This is a genomic window from Streptomyces africanus, assembly GCF_030816955.1.
GTDB classification, from domain to species: domain Bacteria; phylum Actinomycetota; class Actinomycetes; order Streptomycetales; family Streptomycetaceae; genus Streptomyces; species Streptomyces africanus.
Genome location: NZ_JAUSYP010000001.1, coordinates 7629641 through 7652756, shown reverse-complemented (window position 1 = coordinate 7652756; position 23116 = coordinate 7629641). Strand labels below are relative to the sequence as shown.

General features: G+C 71.8%; 21 protein-coding genes and 1 pseudogene. 9 read left to right on the top strand and 13 right to left on the bottom strand.

The features are described from left to right. Positions 1–42: 42 nt before the first annotated feature. Entirely contained in the window at positions 43–1509 is a 1467-nt protein-coding gene (locus tag QF034_RS35110; protein ID WP_307178698.1) for an amino acid permease, read from the bottom strand. Between the two features lie 269 nt (positions 1510–1778). Here QF034_RS35110 and QF034_RS35105 point away from each other — a divergent pair, with 269 nt between their 5' ends. After that, positions 1779–2489 (top strand): MerR family transcriptional regulator, encoded by a 711-nt coding sequence (locus QF034_RS35105; RefSeq protein ID WP_307178697.1) that lies wholly within the window; start codon positions 1779–1781, stop codon positions 2487–2489. On the opposite strand, the gene QF034_RS35100 is transcribed toward QF034_RS35105, so the two are convergent. The 3 genes and pseudogenes from QF034_RS35100 to QF034_RS35090 form a co-directional block, all read right to left on the bottom strand. After that, the gene (locus QF034_RS35100; protein ID WP_307178696.1) at positions 2481–4661 is read right to left on the bottom strand and encodes a 3-hydroxyacyl-CoA dehydrogenase NAD-binding domain-containing protein; all 2181 of its coding nucleotides are present in this window, start codon (positions 4659–4661) and stop codon (positions 2481–2483) included. The two genes, QF034_RS35105 and QF034_RS35100, sit on opposite strands and share 9 nt — an antisense overlap. 34 nt (positions 4662–4695) lie before the next feature. Then, positions 4696–5911 (bottom strand): annotated as a pseudogene (locus QF034_RS35095) (acetyl-CoA C-acetyltransferase). Between the two features lie 11 nt (positions 5912–5922). Beyond that, a complete protein-coding gene (locus QF034_RS35090) occupies positions 5923–7068 on the bottom strand; it encodes a CaiB/BaiF CoA transferase family protein (protein WP_307178695.1) in 1146 nt (381 codons plus the stop codon). Between the two features lie 218 nt (positions 7069–7286). Here QF034_RS35090 and QF034_RS35085 point away from each other — a divergent pair, with 218 nt between their 5' ends. Then, complete coding sequence (locus QF034_RS35085) at positions 7287–8462, top strand: saccharopine dehydrogenase family protein (RefSeq protein ID WP_307178694.1); 1176 nt, start codon at positions 7287–7289, stop codon at positions 8460–8462. Positions 8463–8479: 17 nt separating this feature from the next. Here the strand turns inward: QF034_RS35085 and mmpA are convergent, their stop codons facing one another. After that, on the bottom strand, positions 8480–8626 hold the full coding sequence (gene mmpA / locus QF034_RS35080; protein ID WP_010042861.1) for a morphogenic membrane protein MmpA: 147 nt from the start codon (positions 8624–8626) through the stop codon (positions 8480–8482). Between the two features lie 203 nt (positions 8627–8829). On the opposite strand from mmpA, the gene QF034_RS35075 reads away from it, so the two are divergent. Continuing rightward, a complete protein-coding gene (locus QF034_RS35075) occupies positions 8830–9024 on the top strand; it encodes a hypothetical protein (protein ID WP_020271765.1) in 195 nt (64 codons plus the stop codon). Here the strand turns inward: QF034_RS35075 and QF034_RS35070 are convergent. The 3 genes from QF034_RS35070 to QF034_RS35060 form a co-directional block, all read right to left on the bottom strand. Next, positions 9012–9707 carry an endonuclease V gene (locus QF034_RS35070; RefSeq protein ID WP_307178693.1) on the bottom strand — a complete coding sequence of 232 codons (696 nt, stop codon included), beginning with the start codon at positions 9705–9707 and terminating at the stop codon, positions 9012–9014. The two genes, QF034_RS35075 and QF034_RS35070, sit on opposite strands and share 13 nt — an antisense overlap. Positions 9708–9834: 127 nt before the next feature. Continuing rightward, positions 9835–10158 (bottom strand): hypothetical protein, encoded by a 324-nt coding sequence (locus QF034_RS35065; RefSeq protein ID WP_010042867.1) that lies wholly within the window; start codon positions 10156–10158, stop codon positions 9835–9837. A gap of 70 nt (positions 10159–10228) precedes the next feature. Further along, positions 10229–11341 (bottom strand): WD40/YVTN/BNR-like repeat-containing protein, encoded by a 1113-nt coding sequence (locus tag QF034_RS35060; protein WP_307178692.1) that lies wholly within the window; start codon positions 11339–11341, stop codon positions 10229–10231. A 249-nt stretch (positions 11342–11590) separates the two neighbouring features. Between QF034_RS35060 and ssgD the strand changes: the two genes are divergently transcribed. Further along, the gene (gene ssgD / locus QF034_RS35055) at positions 11591–12007 is read left to right on the top strand and encodes a spore wall synthesis regulator SsgD (protein WP_307178691.1); all 417 of its coding nucleotides are present in this window, start codon (positions 11591–11593) and stop codon (positions 12005–12007) included. A gap of 65 nt (positions 12008–12072) precedes the next feature. Here ssgD and QF034_RS35050 read toward each other — a convergent pair whose 3' ends face one another. Beyond that, complete coding sequence (locus tag QF034_RS35050) at positions 12073–12720, bottom strand: GOLPH3/VPS74 family protein (protein ID WP_307178690.1); 648 nt, start codon at positions 12718–12720, stop codon at positions 12073–12075. A 296-nt stretch (positions 12721–13016) separates the two neighbouring features. Here QF034_RS35050 and QF034_RS35045 point away from each other — a divergent pair, with 296 nt between their 5' ends. Then, complete coding sequence (locus tag QF034_RS35045; protein ID WP_307178689.1) at positions 13017–14642, top strand: ABC-F family ATP-binding cassette domain-containing protein; 1626 nt, start codon at positions 13017–13019, stop codon at positions 14640–14642. 10 nt (positions 14643–14652) lie between these two features. Beyond that, positions 14653–16944: an ATP-binding cassette domain-containing protein gene (locus QF034_RS35040; protein WP_307178688.1), complete on the top strand. Its 2292-nt coding sequence runs from the start codon at positions 14653–14655 to the stop codon at positions 16942–16944. On the opposite strand, the gene QF034_RS35035 is transcribed toward QF034_RS35040, so the two are convergent. Continuing rightward, positions 16928–17224, bottom strand: a complete 297-nt coding sequence (locus QF034_RS35035) for a hypothetical protein (RefSeq protein ID WP_307178687.1) — start codon at positions 17222–17224, stop codon at positions 16928–16930. The genes QF034_RS35040 and QF034_RS35035 overlap by 17 nt on opposite strands. Before the next feature lie 344 nt (positions 17225–17568). Here QF034_RS35035 and ddaH point away from each other — a divergent pair, with 344 nt between their 5' ends. Continuing rightward, positions 17569–18345, top strand: coding sequence for a dimethylargininase (gene ddaH, locus QF034_RS35030; RefSeq protein WP_307178686.1), 777 nt, complete (start codon positions 17569–17571; stop codon positions 18343–18345). Between the two features lie 191 nt (positions 18346–18536). Beyond that, positions 18537–19523 (top strand): acyl-ACP desaturase, encoded by a 987-nt coding sequence (locus QF034_RS35025; protein WP_307178685.1) that lies wholly within the window; start codon positions 18537–18539, stop codon positions 19521–19523. A 117-nt stretch (positions 19524–19640) separates the two neighbouring features. Here the strand turns inward: QF034_RS35025 and QF034_RS35020 are convergent, their stop codons facing one another. Beyond that, entirely contained in the window at positions 19641–19886 is a 246-nt protein-coding gene (locus QF034_RS35020) for a WhiB family transcriptional regulator (protein WP_010042893.1), read from the bottom strand. Positions 19887–20132: 246 nt separating this feature from the next. Here QF034_RS35020 and QF034_RS35015 point away from each other — a divergent pair, with 246 nt between their 5' ends. Next, positions 20133–20915 (top strand): VOC family protein, encoded by a 783-nt coding sequence (locus tag QF034_RS35015; protein WP_307178684.1) that lies wholly within the window; start codon positions 20133–20135, stop codon positions 20913–20915. A 15-nt stretch (positions 20916–20930) separates the two neighbouring features. On the opposite strand, the gene QF034_RS35010 is transcribed toward QF034_RS35015, so the two are convergent. Then, positions 20931–21968: a LacI family DNA-binding transcriptional regulator gene (locus tag QF034_RS35010; RefSeq protein WP_307178683.1), complete on the bottom strand. Its 1038-nt coding sequence runs from the start codon at positions 21966–21968 to the stop codon at positions 20931–20933. An 83-nt stretch (positions 21969–22051) separates the two neighbouring features. Continuing rightward, a complete protein-coding gene (locus QF034_RS35005) occupies positions 22052–23041 on the bottom strand; it encodes a multicopper oxidase domain-containing protein (RefSeq protein WP_307178682.1) in 990 nt (329 codons plus the stop codon). Between the last annotated feature and the right edge of the window lie 75 nt (positions 23042–23116).

Here is a 23116-nt window from a genome sequence, read left to right as displayed (position 1 = left end):
ACGCCACCGTATGCGCTGCCACTGACAGTGGCCCCCGGCCTGCTACTTCGTGAACTGCGACAGCTCCTGGTCGGCCGTCTGCGACACCCGGCGGCGGATGCCGAACCAGCCCGCGACCAGCATGGCCGCGATCACCGGGATGAGCAGGAGCGTCTTGCGGCCGACCTCGGGGTCGTTCCACATCATGCCGAGGCAGGCCAGCAGGAAGGCGATCGTGGTGATCTCCGTGACCGGGCTGCCGGGGAGCCGGAAGGAAGGCCGCTCGACCAGGCCCGCCCTGGCGCGGCGGACGAAGACGAGGTGGCAGATCATGATGATCACCCAGGTGCTGATGATGCCGAGTGAGGCGACGTTCAGCACGATCTCGAAGGCCTGGGCCGGGACCAGGAAGTTCAGGCCGACGCCGAGGACGCACACCGCGCAGGTCAGCAGGATGCCGCCGTAGGGAACCTGGCTGCGGTTCATGCGGGCGGTGAACTTCGGCGCGGAGCCGGCCATCGCCATCGAGCGCAGGATGCGGCCCGTGGAGTACAGGCCCGAGTTCAGCGAGGACATCGCCGCCGTCAGGACCACCAGGTTCATCACGTCGCCCGCCGCCGGTACGCCGATCTTCGACAGGACCGTGACGAAGGGGCTCTGGTCGGCCGAGTAGACCGAGCCGGGGAGCAGGAGAGCCAGCAGGACGACCGAGCCGACGTAGAACAGGCCGACCCGCCACATGATCGAGTTCACCGCGCGCGGGACGACCTTCTCCGGCTCGGCGGTCTCGCCCGCGGCGACACCGACCAGCTCCAGCGCGGCGTACGCGAAGATCACGCCCTGCATGACCAGGACGACGGGCATCATGCCGTGCGGGAGGACGCCGCCGTTGTCGGTGATGACGCTCAGGCCCGGGGTCTGGCCGCCCACCTCGTGCTGGGTGGCGAGGAGGAAGATGCCGATGAACATGAAGCCGACGAGCGTCGCGACCTTGATGATCGCGAACCAGAACTCCATCTCGCCGAAGATCTTCACCGAGATCAGGTTCACCGCCAGCACGACCGCGAGGGCGGCCAGCGCGAGCACCCACTGCGGGATGTCGGTGAACAGGCTCCAGTAGTGCGTGTAGAGGGCGATCGCGGTGATGTCGGCGATGCCGGTGGTCGACCAGTTCAGGAAGTACATCCAGCCGGCGACGTAGGCGCCCTTCTCGCCGAGGAACTCGCGCGCGTAGGACACGAAGGAGCCCGAGGAGGGGCGGTAGAGGACGAGTTCGCCGAGGGCCCTGACCACGAAGAAGGCGAAGATTCCGCAGACCAGGTAGGCGATCGCCAGCGCCGGGCCCGCGTCGTGGAGGCGGCCGCCGGCGCCGAGGAAGAGGCCGGTGCCGATGGCCCCGCCGATGGCGATCATGTTGACGTGGCGGGCCTTGAGGTCCTTGCTGTAGCCGGCGTCGCCCGCGTCCGCGGGCACCTGGGCCGCATCGGTACGCGGCGTGGCCGCAGCCGTGTTCACGGCGTCCTTGCTCACGGGTGGTTCCACTCTCTGGATCGCCCCGGACATCGTGGGCCCGGGGTCCGTACAGTGCGATGGCCCGTACCACCCTTGTGACGCGGCACAGACCAAGCCAGCACCTTCCCACACCGATCCGCTCGCACACGGTGACCGGCGTCACACAGCGTGACTTTTCACAAGGTCCACCAGGGAGCGGCACCGCCGCCACCCGTCGTTCACGTCAGGGTCATGCGGGGGTGCGGACGAGGTTTCACAGCACTGGTGAGACAGCGATACTGCTGCACATGACGACCGACACCGAGGAACCGACCCTCACGATCGACGAACTGGCGGCCCGGGCCGGTGTCACGGTGCGCACGGTCCGCTTCTACGGCACGAAGGGCCTGCTGCCGCCGCCGGTGCTCGGTCCCCGGCGCGTGGGGCACTACGGGCGGGAGCATCTGGCCCGGCTGGCGCTGATCGAGGAGTTGCAGCACCAGGGCATGACGCTGGCGGGCATCGAGCGCTATCTGCGCCGGTTGCCGCCGGACCTGAGCCCGCGCGACCTCGCCGTGCACCGGGCGGTGGTGGCCTCCTGGGCGCCGGACGCCGTGGAGATGGTCACGCGGGCGGAGCTTCAGCGGCGGGCCGGGCGGCCGCTCGGCGACGAGGACGTCGAGCGGCTCGTCGCGATGGGCGTGCTCCGGCCCGCCGACGGCGGGTACGAGGCCGATCTCGGTCTGCTCCGGCTGGGTGTCGGGCTGCTGGACGTGCCGCTCTCCCCGGAGGCGATCTTCGCGGCGCGCACGGTTCTCACCGAGCACGCGCGCGCCGCGGCCCGTGAACTCTCCCGGCTCTTCCGCGGTGAGGTGGCCGAGCGGGACGCGCGGGACGTGCGGTCCCTGTCGGCGCACATGCACCCCTTGGTGGTGCAGGCGCTCCTCACCGCCTTTCAGCGGTCGCTGAAGGAAGAGCTCGGCGAGTGGCTCTCCGAGCCCTCGGAAGAGTCACGCTGAGTCGCTGAACCGCTCCCCCTTCTCGGCCTTCTCCACCAGCAGCGCGGGCGGCGTGAACCGGTCGCCGTAGCGCTCGGCGAGTTCACGCGCGCGTGCCACGAACCCGGGCAGGCCGCCCTCGTAGCCGTTGATGTACTGGAGCACGCCGCCGGTCCAGCCGGGGAAGCCGATGCCGAAGATGGAGCCGATGTTGGCGTCGGCGACGGAGGTCAGCACGCCTTCCTCCAGCAGCCGGACGGTGTCCAGCGCCTCGGAGAACAGCATGCGCTCCTGCATGTCCTCGAACGGGATCCGGTACCCGGCCTTGGTGAAGTGCTCCCGCAGGCCCGGCCAGAGTCCGGTGCGCTTGCCGTCGTCCCCGTAGTCGTAGAAACCCGCACCGCCGCTGCGGCCCGTGCGGCCGAACTCGTCGACCATGCGGTCGATGACGGCCTCGGCGGGGTGGGCCGTCCAGGTGCCGCCCGCCTCCTCCACGGCCCGCTTGGTCTCGGCCCGGATCTTGCGGGGCAGGGTCAGCGTCAGCTCGTCCATGAGGGAGAGGACCTTGGCCGGGTAGCCCGCCTGGGCGGCGGCCTGCTCGACCGACGCCGGCTCGATGCCCTCGCCGACCATGGCGACGCCCTCGTTGATGAAGTGCCCGATGACGCGGGAGGTGAAGAAGCCGCGCGAGTCGTTGACGACGATCGGGGTCTTGTTGATCTGCCGGACCAGGTCGAAGGCGCGGGCCAGGGCCTCCTGGCCCGTGCGCTCGCCCTTGATGATCTCGACGAGCGGCATCTTGTCGACGGGCGAGAAGAAGTGCAGGCCGATGAAGTCGCCCTGGCGCTCCACGCCCTCGGCGAGCGCCGTGATGGGCAGGGTGGAGGTGTTGGAGCACAGCAGCGCGTCGGGCGCCACGACACCCTGGATCTCCTGGAACACCTTGTGCTTGAGGGACGTGTCCTCGAAGACGGCCTCGATGACGGCGTCGCAGCCGGTCAGGTCCCGCACCTCGGCGGTGGGGGTGATGCGGGCGAGCAGCGCGTCCGCCTTCTCCTGCGTCGTACGGCCCTTGGCGACGGCCTTGGCGCACAGCTTCTCGGAGTAGCCCTTGCCCTTGAGAGCCGCCTCCAGGGAGACGTCCTTCAGGACGACGTCGATGCCGGCGCGGGCGCAGGAGTAGGCGATGCCGGCGCCCATCATCCCGGCGCCGAGGACGGCGACCTTGCGGACCTTGCGGGGCTCGATGCCCTGGGGGCGGTTGGCGCCGGAGTTGACCGCCTGGAGGTCGAAGAAGAACGCCTGGATCATGTTCTTCGAGGTCTGCCCGGCCGCGAGTTCCACGAAGTAGCGGGCCTCGATGACCTGGGCGGTCTCGAAGTCGACCTGGGAGCCCTCGACGGCGGCGGCGAGGATGTTGCGAGGGGCCGGGTAGGGGGCGCCGTTCGTCTGCTTGCGCAAGCTGGCCGGGAAGGCGGGCAGGTTCGCCGCGAACTTGGGGTTGGCCGGGGTGCCGCCCGGGATCTTGTACCCCGGCTTGTCCCAGGGCTGCTGCGACTCGGGGTGGGCGTCGATGAAGGCGCGGGCCTTTTCGAGGAGTTCCTCCTGGGTGGTGGCCACGTCGTCGACGAGGCCGTTCTCCAGGGCGCGGCGCGGGTTGTACTGGGTGCCCTGGAGGAGGACCTTCAGCAGGGCGTCGGCGATGCCGAGCAGGCGGACGGTGCGGACGACGCCGCCGCCTCCGGGCAGCAGGCCGAGGGTGACCTCGGGGCAGCCGATCTTGGAGCCGGGCGCGTCGAGGGCGATGCGGTGATGGCAGGCCAGGGCGATCTCGTAACCGCCGCCGAGGGCCGCGCCGTTGAGAGCCGCGACGACCGGCTTGCCGAGTGTCTCGATGCGGCGCAGGTTCCGCTTGATGGCCATGCCGCCGTCGAACAGTTCCTGGGCCGTCTCCGGCGTGACGCGGATCAGGTCGCGCAGGTCGCCGCCGGCGAAGAAGGTCTTCTTCGCGGAGGTGATGATGACGCCCCGGATGGTGTCCTTCTCGGCCTCCAGGCGGTCGGTGACGGCGGCGAGCGAGTCGCGGAACGCCTGGTTCATGGTGTTCGCGGACTGGTTCGGGTCGTCGATGACCAGGGTGACGAGGCCGGTGCGGTCCTGTTCCCAGCGGATGGTGGTGGACTCAGTGCTCATGTGGAGGTGCTCCGTGTGATCCGTCGGGAGGGGGTCAGATGCGCTCGACGATGGTCGCGACGCCCATGCCGCCGCCGACGCACAGCGTGGCGAGGCCGTAGCGCTTGTCCTGGCGCTCCAGTTCGTCGACGAGGGTGCCGAGGATCATCGCGCCGGTCGCGCCGAGGGGGTGGCCGAGCGCGATCGCGCCGCCGTTGACGTTGACCTTGTCCAGAGACAGGCCCATGTCCTTCACGAAGCGCAGTACGACCGCCGCGAACGCCTCGTTGATCTCGACGAGGTCGATGTCGTCGATGGTGAGCCCGGCCTTGGCGAGGGCCTTGCGGGTGGCGGGGGCGGGGCCGGTGAGCATGATGGTGGGCTCGGAGCCGGAGACGGCGGCGGAGACGATCCGCGCGCGGGGCGTGAGGCCGTAGCGCTCGCCGACCTCCTTCGAGCCGATCGCGACGAGCGAGGCGCCGTCCACGATGCCGGAGGAGTTGCCCGCGTGGTGGACGTGGTCGATCTTCTCCACCCAGTGGTACTGCTGGAGCGCGACCGCGTCGAAGCCGCCGAGTTCGCCGATGTCCGCGAAGGACGGCTTCAGCCCCGCGAGGGAGTCGGCGGTGGTGCCGGGGCGCAGGTGCTCGTCGTGGTCGAGGACGACGAGGCCGCTGCGGTCCTTCACCGGGACGACGGACTTGTCGAAGCGGCCCTCCTTCCAGGCGGTGGCCGCGCGCTCCTGGGAGAGGGCCGCGTACTCGTCGACGTCGCGCCGCGAGAAGCCCTCGATGGTGGCGATCAGGTCGGCGCCGATGCCCTGCGGCACGAAGTTGACCTGGAGGTTGGTCATCGGGTCGTTGAACCAGGCGCCGCCGTCCGAGGCCATCGGCACCCGGGACATCGATTCGACGCCGCCGGCGAGGACGAGGTCCTCCCAGCCCGAACGGACCTTGGCGGCCGCCAGGTTGACGGCCTCCAGACCCGAGGCACAGAAGCGGTTCTCCTGCACACCGGCCACCGTGTCGGGCAGCCCCGCGGCGATGGCGGCGATCCGGGCGATGTCGGAGCCCTGGTCGCCGACGGGGGCCGACGACCCCGAGCACGATGTCGTCGACGGCGGCCGGGTCCAGGTCCGGGAAGCGGGCGCGGATCTCGTGGATGAGTCCGACGACCAGGTCGATGGGCTTGGTGCCGTGCAGCGCGCCGCTGGCCTTGCCGCGCCCGCGCGGAGTGCGGATCGCGTCGTACACATACGCTTCGGTGCTCACGAGGAGGCCTTTCACTGAGGGGTGCGGGACGACGGGAGGAGCCCGGGGACGTCCCAGTCCCGGGCGACGTCCGCCGTGTCGGCGCCCGGCCGGGCCGGGCCGGTGCGGACGGTGGTCGGGGTCGCGGAGAAGCGGGGGGCCGGGGCGGGCTGGGTGATGCCGCCGTGGTCGGTGAAGGTGCCGCGGGCGGCCAGGTGCGGGTGGTGCGGGGCCTCGCGCAGCGACAGCACGGGCGCCACGCACGCGTCGGTGCCGTCGAAGACGGCCGTCCACTCGTCCCTGGTCCGGGTCTTGAAACGGGCGGCGACCTGTTCGCGCAGTTCACTCCACCGGGTGACGTCCTTGCGGGCGGCGGCCTGGTCCTCGATGCCGAGGAGGGCGAGGAACTCCGCGTAGAACCGCGGCTCCAGGGCGCCGACGGCCATGTACCGGCCGTCGGCCGTCTCGTACGTCCCGTAGTACGGGCAGCCGCCGTCCAGGAGGTTGGCGCCGCGGCGGTCCTGCCAGCCGCCGGCGGCGAGCATGCCGTGGATCATCGTGGCGAGGTGGGAGACGCCGTCGACGATGGCGGCGTCGACGACCTGGCCGGTGCCGGTCGCCCGCGCGTGGTGCAGGGCGGCGAGGACGCCCACGACGAGGTAGAGGGAGCCGCCCGCGTAGTCGCCGAGCAGGTTGGCCGGGACCGGCGGCGGCTCGTCCGGGCGGCCGATCATGCCGAGCGCGCCGGTGGGGGCGAGGTACGCGATGTCGTGCCCGGCGCGGTCGGCGAGCGGGCCGTCCTGGCCCCAGCCGGTCATCCGGCCGTAGACGAGGGCCGGGTTGCGGGCGTGGCAGGGCTCGGGGCCGACGCCGAGGCGCTCGGCGACACCGGGGCGGTAGCCCTCGACCAGGACGTCGGCGCGGGCGGCCAGGTCGAGCACCTGGTCCGGCCCGTCCGGGGCCTTCAGGTCGACGACCACCGAGCGCTTGTTGCGGTTGGTGACGTCGTACGCCGGGTCGATCGCGAGGCCGGGGCCGCCGGGTCGGTCCACGCGCACGACGTCGGCGCCGAGGTCGGCCAGGAGCATGGCGGCGAACGGGCCGGGCCCGATGCCGGCCAGCTCGACGACGCGCACGCCGGTGAGCGGGCCCTGTCCTGGCGTCCTTGCCGTGGCCATCCAGCCCCCAGTGCTGTGACACAACCGATGTAACACCAGTGATGCTAAGAACACGTTCCACTCTTCACAAGAGCTGAACGAGCAAGCGCTTAGCAATCTGCCCGACGGGTCGGCTCCCGTCCAGTTCCGCCGTCAGCCGGGCCCGTCGTCGCGCTCCGCACTCCTCACGCTAGCCTCGGCCACCGACAGCGGCACGGGCTGCACGACCGAGGGGTGTCATGAGCAGGCTGAAAACGGACCGTCCGTACGACATCGTGCTCTTCGGAGCGACGAGTTTCGCCGGAGCGCTCACCGCCGAGTACCTCGCGGCCCACGCGCCCGAGGGGCTGCGGTGGGCGATCGCGGGCCGCAGCACGGAGAAGCTGGAGCGGCTGCGGGAGCGGCTGCCCGGCGGCACGGAGGTCGGGGTGCTGCGGGCGGACGTCTCCGACCCGGCGTCGGTGCGCGCCCTCGCCGAGCACGCGCGCGTGGTGGCCACGACGGTCGGCCCGTACGTGACGTACGGCGAGGAACTCGTCGCCGCCTGCGCGGACACCGGGACCGACTACCTCGACCTCTGCGGCGAGCCCGAGTTCGTGGACCTGATGTACGTCAAGCACGACGCACGCGCGCGGGAGACCGGCGCACGGCTGGTGCACGCCGCGGGCTTCGACTCGATTCCGCACGACCTGGGCGTGTACTTCACCGTGCAGCAGCTGCCCGAGGACGTGCCGCTGACCGTGGAGGGCTTCGTGACCGCCGACGCGGCGTTCTCGGGCGGGACCTTCGCCTCCGCCCTCAACCAGTTCGCGCGGCAGCGGGAGATGGCGGCGGCCGCACGGGACCGACGGCGGCACGAGCCGCGGCTGGTGGGCCGGCGGGCGTCGGCGCCGGCGGGTGCGCCGCGGTTCGCCAAGGAGGTGGGCGCGTGGGCGCTGCCGATGCCGACGATCGACCCGCAGATCGTGCGGCGGTCGGCGTCGGCCCTCGACCGGTACGGACCCGACTTCCGCTACCGGCAGTACGCTGCCGTCCGGCGTCTGCCCGTCGCGGTGGGCGGTGTCGCGGCCGTCGGCGCGCTGGTGGCGGCGGCCCAGGTGCCGCCGGCGCGGCGCTGGTTGTCGGGCCGGCTCAGGCCCGGGGACGGGCCGAGCCCCGAGAAGCGGGCGAAGAGCTGGTTCTCCCTGCGCTTCGTGGGCGAGGGCGGCGGCCGGCGGGTGTTCACGGAGGTCTCGGGCGGCGATCCCGGCTACGACGAGACGGCGAAGATGCTCGCCGAGTCGGCACTGTGCCTGGCCTTCGACGACCTTCCGAAGACCGCCGGGCAGGTCACCACGGCGGTGGCGATGGGCGACGCGCTGATCGGCCGGCTGCGCGCGGCGGGCATCCGCTTCCGCGTGGCGTCGACCCGCTGAAGGTCCTGCTGACGGTCCTACAGCGGCCACTCGGCGATGGTGTAGATCATCCCGGCGATCCAGCCGAGCCCCGCCAGCACGGCGAGGATCAGCCCTATGGTGACGGCCCGCTCGACGGTCTGGGTCGGGCCGGCAACAGGCTTGGGGGCGCGGTGCGTTGTCATGCGCCCCAGCCTGCCGACGGGGGTGGGGGCCGGGCATCCGTACGGGTACTCAGAGCCGGTACTCAGATCTGCCGCCCCGCCGTGGGCAGGCCCGTCCCCCGGCCCCGCCCCCGACCCCTCCCCCGGTTTGAGGCTTTCCGCCGCCCGCTCCTGGTGACAGCTCGAAAAGTGCCAACAAGGAGTTCAATGAAACCATTGAAGGCATGAAGTTCCTTCTCGAAGTCAGCATGGACGACGCGGCGTTGGCCGAGGACCCGGCGGGCGAGCTGGGCCGGATCCTCAGGTACTGGGGCGGCAACCTGCGCCACTACGCGCTCCGGCCCGGGGACGGGTCGGTCATCTACGACTCGGAGTACCGCGAGGTGGGCCACTGGAGCGTGGCCGGTCAGGCGGAATAGGTCTCCCGCAACGCCGTCCGGCACAGCGCGTCCGCCCTGCGCGTGGTCTCCGGGAGGCGGTAGTCGGGGGTCAGCGCGAGGGTGTGGGCGCAGGCGTTCGAAAGAGTCACGCGGTGGCCGACGGAGACGAAGACGGGCTTCACGCCGTCGCGCGTGCGCAGGGCGCGGCCGACCTCCTCGGAGCCGGCGAGCAGCGCGGACGTACTGCCACGCGGGGTGTCCGGGTCGTCGTAGGTGAAGGTGAACGGGTTCTTGGCGACGCCGATCGTGGGCAGCCCGGTCAGGACGCCGAGGTGGCTGGCGAGGCCGAAGCGGCGGGGGTGGGCGAGGCCGTAGCCGTCGCAGACGACCAGCCCGGGCGGGCACGGCAGGGCGTCGAGGGCGGCGAGGACCGCGGGGAGCTCGCGGAAGGCGAGCAGTCCGGGCACGTAGGGGAAGGAGACCCGGCCCACCGCCGTGGCCTCGGCGACGACGTCGAGGCTCGACGCGTCCAGGACGACGGCGGCGGCCGCGACGACATCGCGCTCGTCGTCGTACGCGACGTCGACCCCCGTCACACGGCCCGTTCCGGGCGGCGGCCCGGCTTCGTCGAAGATCACACGTTCACGCAGTCCGTCCTGGACGGCGCGGGCCTGCTCCTCGGTGGCGGGCCAGTCCTCGGGGGTGCGTACGGTCGTCGTCATGATGCCCCTGAGCCTATGGGCTGCTGATCCTCGGGGCTGCTGAGAACCCTGCGCTGCCGAGCCTCTGAGCAGCTCGAAGGCCGGCGGAACCCGGGAGTCCCGCCGGCCTTCGGGGGGGGCGTGCGGACTACTTGCCCAGCGCGCGCTGGAGCTGGCTCTTGTTCATGTTGGAACGGCCCTCGACGCCGCGGCGCTTGGCCTCCTGGTACAGCTGGTCGTAGGTGGGGCCCTGGGAGCCCTGGCCCGACCGCTGGCCGCCGCGCTTGCCGGAGGACATGTCCTTCGTCGAGGTGCGGCTGGCCGTCTTCGACTCGCCGGAGCGGGCGCGTTCCTTGTTGACCGTCCGCGAGGCGATCTCCTTGGCGCGGCCGGTGCTCTCGCCCCGGTCCTGCGCGCTCTTCTTGATGTGCTCGTACTGGCGCTCCCGCTTGGAGCTCGAACCGCGTGGCATGACCGCTCACTTCCTTTCGCCTTCAGTGAACGAGTACCCACACTGCCAACAATCAGGGCATACCGCGCGCTCAATGCTCCAGGCGGGCAACCCGCCCCTTCTCGCCGGCGGCCCAGCACCCTTGGTCCGGGGTGCAGTCGACGGTGTCGTAGGAGCCGGTGTCGACCGTGCGCCAGCTGCGGCCGCCGTCCGTGGTGAGGTCGGTGCCGGTGGGGCCGACGGCGAGGGCGGCGGTGCGGCTGTGCGGGAGCCAGGCGACGCCGGAGCGGTAGGCGGGCGGGGGCGTGCCGGCGGGGCGCCAGGTGCGGCCGCCGTCGCCGGTGTGCGCGGCGGCGTTCGGCGAGGGCCGGCCGGCGGTGAAGTCGCCGCCGACGGCGAGACCGTGGGCGCGGTCGCGGAAGGCCAGCGCGAAGACACCGCGGGCCGGGTCGCCCGCCGGGAGGGGCGCGGCGGTGGCCGTCCAGGTGCGTCCCCGGTCGGCGGAGTGCAGCACGCGCGCGTGCGCGGCCCCGCCGGTGGCGAGCCAGACGTCCTTCGGGCCGGAGCTGACCAGACACTGGCCGCTCGCGGCGAATCCGGCCTCGCCCTCCTGCGCGGCCGGCATGCCCTCGCTCGGCAGCACCTTCCACGACCGGCCGCCGTCGCGGGTCGACAGGATGCGGAACTTCCCGTCCACCGGGTCGCTCATCGCGAGGCCGTGGCGGCGGTCGAAGAAGGTGAGGCAGTCGTAGAAGGCCTTCGGGTCGGTGTTGCGGAAGGACTCCGTCCAGGTCGCCCCGCCGTCGTCGGTGCGGTACACGCGGGACGCCTCGCCCTCGCCGATGGCCAGGACCACGGCCCGGCGCGCGTCGAACGCCTCGACGTCCCGGAACTGCAACTCCGCCGCGCCCGGCGGCGAGACGTTTCGCCAGGTGGTGCCGCCGTCGGTGGTGCGCAGGACCGTGCCGCCGGTCCCGGCGAGCCAGGCGGTGTTCCGGCTGACGGCGGCCAGGCCGCGGAACCGTACGTCCGGGGTGCCGGTGTCCTTGAGTTCCCAGTGCGGCACCCGGCGTTCCGGCTCGTGCGCCTGCGCCGGTACGGCGGTCAGGGCCGCGAGGGCGACCAGTGCCGCCGCGCCCGCCGCCACTCCGGTCGCCCTGCTCCGTGTCCGTCCCGTCCGTCGCGTGCTCCCCAAGCGCCTCATGGCCGGCGAAGCTAGCCCACCCCCAGGGCGCCGTCCAGACGGCCTCGCCCGTGCTCCCGGTCGCCCGGGTGGGGCCACAAGTGCCCTGGGGGGCACAGGAGGAGAGTCACGTCACTCTCGTGCATGAACGCGGTGACAGAGGTCACTCGCACTTCGTGTGCACGGATTGGCTGATTCCGTCGTCTCTTCCAGTGCCCGGCCTCATCCGCCCGGAAGTGTCCCGTCCAGCCGTCACAAGGGAGCAAGGCGTTGTCCATCGTCATCGAGCAGCCCGTGGAGGCCCGCCTCGTCGCCGCCGCGCCGCGTATGCCGAACATTCCCGCGACGCTCCACTACGACCGACGTGATCCGTTCGCCGTCCGTATGACCTTCCCGGCCCCGGCCACGCTGGAGGGCGTCGAGGTCTGCTGGACCTTCTCCCGCGAGCTGCTCGCCGCGGGCCTCAAGAACGCCGAGGGCCACGGCGACGTGCGGGTGCGGCCGTACGGGTACGACCGCACGGTGCTGGAGTTCCACGCCCCCGAGGGCACGGCCGTCGTGCACGTCCGTTCCGGTGAGGTGCGCCGGTTCCTGGAGGCCACGAGCGAGCTGGTGCCGGTCGGTCTGGAACACCTCCAGCTGGATCTGGACCACGACCTGGCGGAGCTGATGCGGGACGCGTGCTGAGCTGACGCGCGCCGAGTGATCCCCCGGGTCGACGGCCCCGGGCAGGGATCCGGCGTGGAAGTGGGTCAGGGCAGAGCCGTCGCCGTCGCGGCCAGGGCCGTGCGGATCTCGCCGACGATCTCCGCGAGCCCGGGCGCAGACGCCACGGCGCGCTCCGCCAGTTCCCGTACGCGCCGCTCGTGAGCGCCGGCGTCCTCTGCGGGGACCAGTTCCGCCGAGGCGGCCAGCGTCGCGACCGCCGCGTCCCGCTCGGAGACCTGGGCGACCGGCCGCGGTCCTCGGAGCGTCCGACGTGTCTCCTCCCGCAGCGCCTCCGCGGCGGCGACGCGCTCCAGCGCGTACTCCACGGACGGGAACACCCCGAGGACCCGCTTCTTCTCCGCCCGCAGATACCCCTGGGCCACCAGCTGCTCCCGCACCGCGTCGAGGGTCACCCGCGATCGCAGCGTCACCCAGGTCCGCCAGCGGTGCGGGCACGACTCGCGGACGAGGTCCAGCAGCCCGTCGAGGACCGCGTCACCCGTGCGGGAGTCCAGGTCGACCGGCGTGGCGATGCCGTCCTCGTCGACGAGCAGGCCGTGCCGGGCCAGCTCGGTGAGGGCGCCGGCCCGTACCGGGCCGGACAGCTGGGCGGTGCCGGTGCCCGGCGGCCGCGCGGGGGCCCAGGCCAGCAGGCAGAGCCGGGCCGGCAGCGAGAGCGGGCCGTCGGGCACGGGTCCTCCTCGGGGCGGGAGATCGGGTCTCACGTTAATCCGTTGACAGGCCCGACGCCCCCTCGTACGTTGTTCAGCGTCCTGTTGCCGCCGATTGGAGAAGGACGTTGCTCGTCTGAGGTCCTGAGACACCGCGTCACCCACCTCTGGTGTGTGCGCTGCGTGCGACCTCGGCGTTCGAGCCGTCCTCCGGTGCAGGGCTTCATTTCTGCCCCTGGAGCCCCTCCTCCCTGGTCGCAGGTGTCTCGATACGCGTTTGCCCCTGACCACATCGAGCAACCGCGAAAGAGGCCCGCATGCCTACTTCCATCACCGTCACCTCCCTCGCCTTCACCTGGCCCGACGGCACCCCCGTCTTCGAGGGCCTCGACGTGGCCTTCGGCCCGGGCCGGACCGGCCTGGTCGGCGTCAACGGGTCCGGAAAATCCACCCTGTTGAAGCTCATCGCCGGGGAACTCGCCCCGGCCGACGGCACCGTCCGCGTGGCCGGCGAGGTCGGATACCTCCCGCAGAACGTCACGCTCGACACCACCCTGCGCGTCGACGAGGCGCTCGGCATCGCCGACCAGCGGGCCGCCCTGCACGCCATCGAGGCGGGCGACGTCTCCGAGGCGCACTTCGAGACCGTCGGCGACGACTGGGACGTGGAGGAACGCGCCCTGGCCACCCTCGGCGAACTCGGCCTCGGTCACGTCGAGTTGGACCGCACCATCGGCGAGGTGTCGGGCGGCGAGTCGGTGCTGCTGCGGCTGGCGTCGCTGCTGCTGCGCCGGCCCGACGTGCTGCTGCTGGACGAGCCGACCAACAACCTCGACCTGTACGCCCGCAGGCGGCTGTACGCGGCCGTGGAGTCCTGGCCGGGCGTGATGGTCGTCGTCAGCCACGACCGGGAACTGCTGGACCTCGTCGACCAGATCGCGGATCTGCGCTCCGGGGAGATCAGCTGGTACGGCGGCAACTACTCCGACTACGAGGAGGCCCTCGCGATCGAACAGGACGCGGCCGAGCGCATGGTGCGCGTCGCCGAGGCGGACTTCCGCAAGCAGAAGCGCGAACTGGCCGACGCCCAGATGAAGCTGGCCCGCCGCAAGCGGTACGGGCAGAAGATGTGGGACCAGAAACGCGAGCCGAAGATCGTCATGGGGGCGCGCAAGCGCGCGGCGCAGGAGTCCGCGGGCAAGCACCGGATCATGCACGAGGAGAAGCTCGCCGAGGCCAGGGAGCGGCTGGACGAGGCGGTGGACGCCGTACGGGACGACGACGAGATCCGTGTCGACCTGCCGTACACGGCCGTGCCGCCGGGACGTACCGTCCTGACCCTGCTGGATCTCCGGCTCCGGTACGGCGCCCGTGTGGACGGCGGTTTCGACCTGCGCGGACCCGAGCGGGTCGCGCTGATCGGGCGCAACGGCGCGGGCAAGACGACGCTGCTGCGCACCATCAGCGGGGAGCTCGCTCCGGAGTCGGGCGAGGTGACGGCGCACGTCCCGCTGCGGTTCCTGCCGCAGCGGCTCGACGTCCTCGACGGGGAGCTGACCGTCGCCGAGAACGTGGCCCGGTTCGCGCCGGGCGCCACCAACAACCGGGTCCGGGCGCGGCTGGCCCGCTTCCTGTTCCGGGGCGCCCGTGCCGACCAGAAGGCGGCGACGCTGTCCGGCGGCGAACGCTTCCGGGCGGCGCTGGCCGCCCTGATGCTGGCCGAGCCCGCGCCGCAGTTGCTCATGCTGGACGAGCCGACCAACAACCTCGACATGGCGAGCGTGCGGCAGCTGACCACGGCCCTGGAGTCGTACGAGGGGGCACTGATCGTGGCCAGTCACGACCTGCCGTTCCTGGAGTCGATCGGCATCACGCGCTGGCTGCTGCTGGAGGAGGGAGAACTGAAGGAAATCACGCCAGAGGCTGTCGGGTTTCCCGCCTAGCGTCGATGGCATGACCGACTTCACGCACGATGTCATCACCCTGACAGGAGCTCGCGAGAACAACCTCAAGGACGTCACCCTCCGCATCCCGAAAGGCCGGCTGACCGTGTTCACCGGCGTTTCGGGGTCGGGGAAGTCGTCCGTCGTCTTCGACACGATCGCGGTGGAGTCGCAGCGCCAGCTGAACGAGACGTACCCGTGGTTCGTCCGCAACCGGCTGCCCAAGTACGAGCGGCCGCAGGCGGACGGCCTGGAGGACCTCTCCCCCGCGATCGTCGTCGACCAGCGGCCGGTCGGCGGCCACTCCCGGTCGACCGTCGGCACCATGACGGACATCTACTCGGTGATCCGGGTGCTGTTCTCCCGGCACGGCACCCCGAGCGCCGGGCCGGCGACCGCGTACTCGTTCAACGACCCGTCGGGCATGTGCCCCGAGTGCGACGGCCTCGGCCGGACGGTACGGCCCGACTGGGACCGCATCCTGGATCCCGACCGTTCCCTCGCGGAGGGGGCGGTCCGCTTCCCGCCGTTCGCCGCGGGCACCTGGCAGGGCCAGGCGTACACGAACAGCGCCGACCTGGACCCCGACAAGCCGGTGGGGCGGTTCACCGCCGACGAGCGCGAGTTCCTGATGCGCGGACGGCCCGGCAGCAAGGTCACCGTCAACGGCAGCGGCGGCACCTGGACCACCGACTACGAGGGGCTGGCCGACCGTTTCGAGCGGCTGTACCTGAAGCGGGACCTGTCGGCCATGAGCCAGAAGACCCGCGACCTCGTCCGGGAGTTCCTGGTGGAGGGCACCTGCCCGGCCTGCCGGGGAGCCCGGCTCAACGCGGCGGCGCTCACCACCCGGATCGGCGGCCGGAACATCGCCGACTGCGCACGGATGCAGATCACGGACCTGATCGCCGTACTGAAGGAGATCGACGACCCGGTGGCCGGGCCGATCGCGCGGGCGGCCGTGACCGCGCTGGAGCGCGTCGAGGCGATCGGCCTCGGCTATCTCAGCCTCGACCGGGAGACGTCGACCCTCAGCGGCGGGGAGGGGCAGCGGCTGAAGACGGTGCGGCACCTCGGCTCCAGCCTGACCGGGATGACGTACATCTTCGACGAGCCGAGTGTCGGGCTGCACCCGCGCGACGTGGGCCGCCTCGGAGATCTGCTGCTGCGGCTGCGCGACAAGGGCAACACCGTGCTGGTCGTCGAGCACGACCCGGACGTCATCGCGCTGGCCGACCACGTCGTGGACATGGGGCCTGGCGCCGGCGCCGAGGGCGGCCGCGTGGTCTTCGAGGGCACACCGGCCTCACTGGCCGCCTCCGACACCCTCACCGGGCGCTGCCTGCGCCGCCGCACGGCGGTCAAGGAACAGGTACGGCAGGCCGGCGGCGAGCTGTGGGTCAAGGGCGCCGACCGGCACAACCTGCGCGACGTGACCGTGCGGTTCCCGGCCGGTGTGCTCACGGCCGTGACCGGGGTCGCGGGATCCGGGAAGAGCACCCTGGTCGGGGAGTTCACCGCCGCGCACCCCGACGCCGTGGTCGTCGACCAGTCGTCGATCGGGATCTCGGGCCGGTCCACTCCGGCGACCTACCTGGGGATCATGGACACCGTACGGAAGATCTTCGCCCGCGAGACGGGGGCCGAGGCCGGTCTCTTCAGCTTCAACTCCGGCGGCGCCTGCGGCACCTGTGAGGGCCGCGGCATCATCCACACCGACCTCGCCTTCATGGACCCGGTGACGACGACCTGCCACGACTGCGAGGGGCGGCGCTTCAAGGAGGAGGTGCTGCGGCTGACCGTCCAGGGCAGCTCCATCGCCGACGTCCTCCAGATGACGGCCGAGCAGGCGCTCGCCTTCTTCGACGACACGGGCGTACGACGCCGGCTGCGGGCCCTGCGGGACGTCGGACTGACGTATCTGACGCTCGGCCAGCCCCTCTCCACGCTCTCCGGCGGCGAGCGGCAGCGCATCAAGCTGGCTACACGGTTGCACCGGACGGGCTCGGTCTACGTGCTCGACGAACCGACGACCGGGCTGCACATGGCGGACGTGGAGGGACTCGTCGCCCTGCTGGACCGGCTGGTCGACACGGGCAACACGGTCGTCGTCGTGGAGCACAACCTGGACGTGGTCGCCCGGGCCGACTGGGTGATCGACCTCGGCCCGGACGGCGGCCGGGACGGCGGCGAGATCGTCTTCGAGGGGACGCCGCGACAGCTGCTGGAGGCGCGGGGATCGTTCACCGGGGAGCACCTGCGGCGGGCCGTCGCGGCATCGGCCGTCACCTCGCCGGTGTGAGCTCCCCGGTGAGCGGGACGTCCGGGAGCGCCGTGTTGCTGACGACGGCGAGGCGCGGGCCGTCCGGGCCGTGCTGCCACTGCCCGCCGACCAGCGGCAGCAGGGCGGTGTCGGGGGGCGGTCCGCCGGTCCAGTCGAGGGTGCCGGCGATGGTGTCGGGGGTCGTGTCGGCGAGGGCCTGCGCGAGCGACGCCCGGTCGGTGGGATCGGCCGCGACGGTGAGGGCGTGGTGGGCGGTCTCCACCAGGGCGTGGGCGAGGCCGAGGGGCGCCGCTGGCACCGACCAAGAACGGCCCACGCCAAGTCTCGCCCGCGCCGACAGCAAACCGCCCCTGGGCCGGAGGCGGCGGCCTGGAGCCGCCCGGGTCGGCAGCAGACCGGCCCGGGCGGTGCTGTCCGGTGATCCGCACGCGTCGGGCCGGGTGCAGGACCCGCCAGGAGCCGGCCGGGCCCGGAGGCGGGCACTCACCCCTGCTGCCTGCCAAGGCGCCGGACTCCCCCAGGGGTGTCCTCTTCCGGGATCGCCCTGCATGATGGTCGGCCGACGCCCGATGGGTTCCGGCCGACCCCGGAGGCTCCGTCGGCGCCGTCCAGACACGTCCCATCCGATACGGAGTCACGCTCGTGCCCAGCAAGAAGGCCCTCGTCCGCCGCCCCAGCCCGCGTCTTGCCGAAGGGCTGGTGACACACATCGAGCGGGAGAGGGTCGACGCCGACCTCGCGGTCGAGCAGTGGGAGGCGTACGTGGCGGCCCTGCGCACGCACGGCTGGGAGACCATCGAGGTGGACCCGGCCGGCGACTGCCCGGACTCGGTGTTCGTCGAGGACACGGTCGTGATGTACAAGAACGTGGCGCTGATCGCCCGCCCGGGCGCCGAGTCCCGGCGTGACGAGACCGCCGGGGTCGAGGAGGCCGTGGCCGGTCTGGGCTGCTCGGTGAACTGGATCTGGGAGCCGGGCACCCTGGAGGGCGGTGACGTACTGAAGATCGGCGACACCGTGTACGTGGGCCGGGGCGGGCGCACCAACGCCGCCGGCGTCCAGCAGCTGCGGGCCGCGTTCGAACCGCTGGGCGCGCGGGTCGTCGCCGTACCGGTCACCAAGGTGCTGCACCTGAAGTCGGCGGTCACGGCGCTGCCGGACGGGACGGTCATCGGGCACATCCCGAAGATGGACGCGCCTTCGCTGTTCGCGCGCTTCCTGCCGGTGCCGGAGGAGTCCGGTTCGCACGTCGTGCTGCTCGGCGGTGACAAACTGCTGATGGCGGCCAGCGCGCCGAAGACCGCGGAGCTGTTCGCGGACCTGGGGTACGAACCGGTCGTCGTGGACATCAGCGAGTTCGAGAAGCTCGAGGGATGTGTGACGTGCCTCTCGGTGCGGCTGCGGGGGCTGTACGCCTGAGGAGGCCGTACGCCCTCGGTCCAGCCCCTCGACCTGCGGCTCCGGGGCGGGGTGGGGCGCGGACGAGCGACACCGCTGATCAGGTGCCTTTACAGCGCCCTTAACCTACGGCATCGTAACCTACGGGAACGTAGCCTACGATGCCGTAGGTTACCGCTCACCGCTCGTACGCATGTCCCCCTGGAGAGTCCATGACGATCACCACTCCCCACCTCGGCAGCCCCGCCGGCGCCTGGACCGACGCTCAGCTGCTGTACGCACTGGAGGAAGTGGTCGAGCAGGAACTCAACCGGCATCTGCAGGTCGCCAAGGACTGGATGCCGCACGAGTACGTGCCCTGGAGCGACGCGCGCAACTTCCCCGGCCTCTTCGAGGACGGCGAGGCCTGGGACAAGGAGCAGTCGAAGGTCACCGAGATCGGCCGCATCGCGCTCGTCGTGAACCTGCTGACCGAGGACAACCTGCCCAGCTACCACCACGAGATCGCCTCGCTCTTCGGCCGCGACGGCGCCTGGGGCACCTGGGTGCACCGCTGGACGGCCGAGGAGGGCCGGCACGGCATCGTGATGCGGGACTACCTGCTCGCCTCGCGCGCGGTGGACCCGGACAAGCTGGAGCAGTTCCGCATGTCCCACATGAGCGAGGGCTTCGAGTCGGACAACCGGCACTCGATGCTGCACTCGATCGCTTACGTCGCCTTCCAGGAGCTGGCCACCCGCATCTCGCACCGCAACACCGGCCACCAGTCCGGCGACCCGGTCTGCGACCGCATGCTGGCGCGCATCGCGACCGACGAGAACCTGCACATGGTCTTCTACCGCAACCTCCTGAAGTCGGCGTTCGAGCTGGCTCCCGACCTGACCATGCAGGCCGTGCGGGACGTGGTCGTGAACTTCCGGATGCCCGGCCACGGCATCCCCGGCTTCGAGCGCGCCGCCGCGCAGATGGCGATCGGCGAGGTCTACAACCTGCGCATCCACCACGACGACGTGCTCCAGCCCGTGCTGCGCTTCCTGAAGATCATGGAGATCGACGGCCTGGGCCCCGAGGGCCTCAAGGCGCAGGAGGAACTGGGCCTGTACATGGGCGGCCTGGACAGCGAGGCGGCGAAGTTCGACGAGAAGCTGGCCGCGCGCAAGGCCCGTATGGCGGCCCGGGCGGGCGCCGCCGGCGCCTGACGGCCGCCCCGGCCGATCCGGCCCCATGACTGCGAGGCCCCGACCGCCACGAGCGGCCGGGGCCTCGGCGTTGCGCGCGCCCGCCCGGCCCCCACCCCGGCTGATACGCGCACACGGCTACCGGGACGTACGCCGCAGTTCCAGCCGCTCCTTCTCCGACAGACCGCCCCAGACACCGAACCGTTCGTCGTTGTCCATCGCGTACTCCAGGCAGGCGTCACGGATCGGGCACAGGCCGCAGATCCGCTTCGCCTCCCGTACCGAGCTGCCGGGCTCGGGGAAGAAGAAGTCCGCCCCGGTCTGCGCGCACAACGCTTCCTGCTGCCAGGCGAGTTCGGGCGAGATCATGGTGTCGATGTGCATGCCCAGAAGCGTTCCGGAGGGCGAAAAACGTTCGATCAACGCGGGATCAACACCACACGGGCGGACCTGAGGCCACCTTGATGGACGCGCCTCGGGCCACCTTGATGGTCACCCGCCGGACCCGCCGACGCACGGCGGCGCGCGGAAACCCGGCGTCACGCTCCGGCGGCGCTCCGGCGGCGCTTGTCAGTGGCCGGTGCGAGACTCGGCAGAGCAGACGACGGAACCTGTGCGAGGAGACCGACGATGCTCACCACCCGTTATGTGACCGGCGCTCCGAACTGGATCGATCTCGGCACCCCCGACATCGACGGCGCCGCCGCCTTCTACGGCGGCCTGTTCGGCTGGCGGTTCCAGCCGGGTGGGCCCGAGGTCGGCGGGTACGGCCTCTTCCAGCTCGACGGCAGGACCACGGCCGGTGGCATGCAGACCACCCCGGAGCAGGGCCCGCCCTCCTGGACGGTGTACTTCCAGGCGCCGGACGCGGACGCCACGGCGCGGGCGGCCGGTGAGGCGCACGGCTCGGTGCTGATGCAGCCCATGGACGTGCAGGACCTGGGCCGTATGGCGATCCTCGCCGACCAGGCGGGGGTGCCCTTCGGCCTGTGGCAGCCGGGCCGGAACAAGGGCCTGGACGTCGTCCGGGAGCCCGGCTCGCTGTGCTGGCTGGAGCTGTACACGGCGGACGTCCCGGCCGCTGCCGCCTTCTACCACTCCGTGCTCGGCCTGGAGACCGTCGGCGTCGACTTCCCCGGCGGCACCTACACCACCCTCACCCCGCCCGGAGAGAGCGAGGACGCCATGTTCGGCGGCCTCGTCCCCCTGGCCGACGCGGCCGAGGAGGAGGCCCACTGGCTGCCGTACCTCGAGGTCACCGACCCGGACGCCACCGTCGCCCGGGCCCGGGAACTGGGCGGCACGGTCCGTATGCCCGCCACGGACCTGCCGGGCGTGGGCCGCCTCGCCAAGCTCACGGACCCGTACGGGGCGCGGTTCGCGGTGATCCGCAGTGAACCGCAGCCTGGCTGAGGCACCTGAGCGGGACTACGCGGACGCCCGCCGTACCAGGGTCGTCGGGAGGACGACGCCGGAGGGCGTGTCGCCGACGCCCTCCTGAGGAGTGCCGCGGTCGAACCCCCGCAGCAGCAGGCGGGCCATCAGACGGCCCATCTCCTCGATGTCCTGACGGACCGTCGTCAGGGGCGGATCGGTCTGTTCCGCGAGGGGCAGCATGTCGTCGAAGCCGATCACGGCGACGTCGTCGGGGACCCGCCGCCCGGCCTCGCGCAGGACGCGCAGCGCCCCCGAGGCGGTGAGGTCGTTGGCGGCGAACACCGCGTCCAGGTCCGGGCAACGGCCGAGGAGTTCCCGCATTGCCCGTTCGCCCCCGGCCGGGGTGAAGTCGGCCTCGGCGATCAGCCGCGGGTCGGCGTCCACCATGACGTCCCGGTAGCCGTCGAGCCGGTCCACGGCGGACGTCTGGTCGAGGGCGCCGGTGATGTGCGCGATACGGGTGCGGCCGAGGCCGGCCAGGTGGCGGACCGCGTCACGGGCGCCGCCGCGGTTGTCGCTGTCGACGTACACCACGCCGCGCCGGTCACCGCTCCAGCCGGGCCGCCCGCCGAAGACGGTCGGGACGCCGGCCCGCTGGATCAGCCCGGGCAGCGGGTCGTCGAGGTGCAGGGAGAAGACGAGCGCCCCGTCGACATGCCCGCCGGCGAGGTACCGGCCGACCCGGGCGTGGTCGTCCCGGCCCTCCGTGAGCAGCAGGACGAGCTGGTTGTCGTGGGCCGTGAGTTCCTTGCTGATGCCACGCAGCTGGAGTGCGAAGAACGGGTCGGCGAACACGCGGGTCTCCGGTTCGGCGACGACGACCGCGATCGCGTCGTGCCGCCGGGTCACCAGGCTGCGGGCCGCCTGGTTGGGCACGTACCCGAGCTCCTCCACCGCCTTGCGGACCCGCTCGACGAGGATGTCCCTGACCCCGTCCCCGCCGTTGACCACGCGCGAGACGGTGGCCCGCGAGACACCGGCCCGGGCGGCCACGGCCTCCAGCGTGGGACGCGGCGCTGTGTCGGTCACTTGGGGGCTCCTCACCTGCGGGTGCGGATCAGGATAGCCCCGCCGGCGCAGGTGGTGAGAGCGCTCTCGCGCCCGCGCGACCGTCAGTGCTCGTGCTCCCGCTGGTCGCCCTCCTGGGGATCGTGCTCCCCGTGCCCGTGCGGGTCGTAGCCGGGAATCGTGCCGTCCGGCTTCTTCACCAGGAACAGTCCCACCATCCCCATGTCGGAGTGGCTCTGCACATGGCAGTGGTACATCCAGGCGCCGGCGCCTACCCCCTCCCCCGCGATCACCTGGAAGCCGAACGAGTCGGCCGGGCCCGTGATCTTGTTGTCGATGACCTGGCTGGGGTCGTCGGGGCCGGTCAGCATGCCGGTGCGGTTGTCCGCCCAGCGGTGACCGTGCATGTGGAACGTGTGGTAGAACTCGCCGTGCGTGATCACGATGAACTCGACGCGATCACCCACCGTGGCCTCGAAGTTCGGCCCGGAGTGCGGCGGCCTGTTGTTGATGAGCATGTCGTTGAAGACGACCGTGTGCGTCCGGTCGGGCAGGACGTCGCCCTTGCGGCGGACGATGACCGGGCCGAACAGGCCCTTCTGAAGCCCCTGCGTGCCGTGGTCCGTGCCGACGACGTGGTCGTGGTAGTGCCAGTAACCCGCGCTGCCCGCCCGCCAGGTGCCGTCCTTGCGGCGGCCGGGGGCGTGGGTGCGCCAGGTGTAGGTGCGGGTGCCGCCCGGCTCGACATGACTGCGGTTCAGCTTCGTGCCGTCGCTGGTGATCTCGTAGTCCAGGCCGTGGACGTGCAGGCTCACCGCCACGTCCATGGTGTTCTCGAACTCGATGTGCAGCGTGTCGCCCTCGTTGAGCCCGATGAGCGGGCCGGGGACGGTCGCCTTGCCCTTCTCCAGGCCGTAGCCCATCTGCCCGTCGGCGAGCTTCTCGGCGTACAGCTTGATGCGCTTCACCTCGCCCCCGGCCGGTGCCGTCTTCGCCGGTCCGGTGGCGCTGACGGCCTCCGGCGCCACGGACAACGAGGTCGCGACGGCCGCGCTCCCCAGCAGGACCCGCCGGTTGAAGCTGCGTCTGTCCATGCGGAACTCCCCACCCTGGTAAGGCTTTTACGACAGACGTACCTGTGACGAACCTGTGAGACGGTACCGGCCGGG

Excerpts from the sequence above, each read along its gene's own strand:
- QF034_RS35105 (WP_307178697.1), top strand. The coding sequence starts at position 1,779 with ATGACGACCGACACCGAGGAACCGACCCTCACGATCGACGAACTGGCG.
- QF034_RS35100 (WP_307178696.1), bottom strand. The coding sequence starts at position 4,661 with ATGAGCACTGAGTCCACCACCATCCGCTGGGAACAGGACCGCACCGGC.
- QF034_RS35090 (WP_307178695.1), bottom strand. The coding sequence starts at position 7,068 with ATGGCCACGGCAAGGACGCCAGGACAGGGCCCGCTCACCGGCGTGCGC.
- QF034_RS35085 (WP_307178694.1), top strand. The coding sequence starts at position 7,287 with ATGAGCAGGCTGAAAACGGACCGTCCGTACGACATCGTGCTCTTCGGA.
- mmpA (WP_010042861.1), bottom strand. The coding sequence starts at position 8,626 with ATGACAACGCACCGCGCCCCCAAGCCTGTTGCCGGCCCGACCCAGACC.
- QF034_RS35075 (WP_020271765.1), top strand. The coding sequence starts at position 8,830 with ATGAAGTTCCTTCTCGAAGTCAGCATGGACGACGCGGCGTTGGCCGAG.
- QF034_RS35070 (WP_307178693.1), bottom strand. The coding sequence starts at position 9,707 with ATGACGACGACCGTACGCACCCCCGAGGACTGGCCCGCCACCGAGGAG.
- QF034_RS35065 (WP_010042867.1), bottom strand. The coding sequence starts at position 10,158 with ATGCCACGCGGTTCGAGCTCCAAGCGGGAGCGCCAGTACGAGCACATC.
- QF034_RS35060 (WP_307178692.1), bottom strand. The coding sequence starts at position 11,341 with ATGAGGCGCTTGGGGAGCACGCGACGGACGGGACGGACACGGAGCAGG.
- QF034_RS35045 (WP_307178689.1), top strand. The coding sequence starts at position 13,017 with ATGCCTACTTCCATCACCGTCACCTCCCTCGCCTTCACCTGGCCCGAC.
- QF034_RS35040 (WP_307178688.1), top strand. The coding sequence starts at position 14,653 with ATGACCGACTTCACGCACGATGTCATCACCCTGACAGGAGCTCGCGAG.
- QF034_RS35025 (WP_307178685.1), top strand. The coding sequence starts at position 18,537 with ATGACGATCACCACTCCCCACCTCGGCAGCCCCGCCGGCGCCTGGACC.
- QF034_RS35020 (WP_010042893.1), bottom strand. The coding sequence starts at position 19,886 with ATGCACATCGACACCATGATCTCGCCCGAACTCGCCTGGCAGCAGGAA.
- QF034_RS35015 (WP_307178684.1), top strand. The coding sequence starts at position 20,133 with ATGCTCACCACCCGTTATGTGACCGGCGCTCCGAACTGGATCGATCTC.
- QF034_RS35005 (WP_307178682.1), bottom strand. The coding sequence starts at position 23,041 with ATGGACAGACGCAGCTTCAACCGGCGGGTCCTGCTGGGGAGCGCGGCC.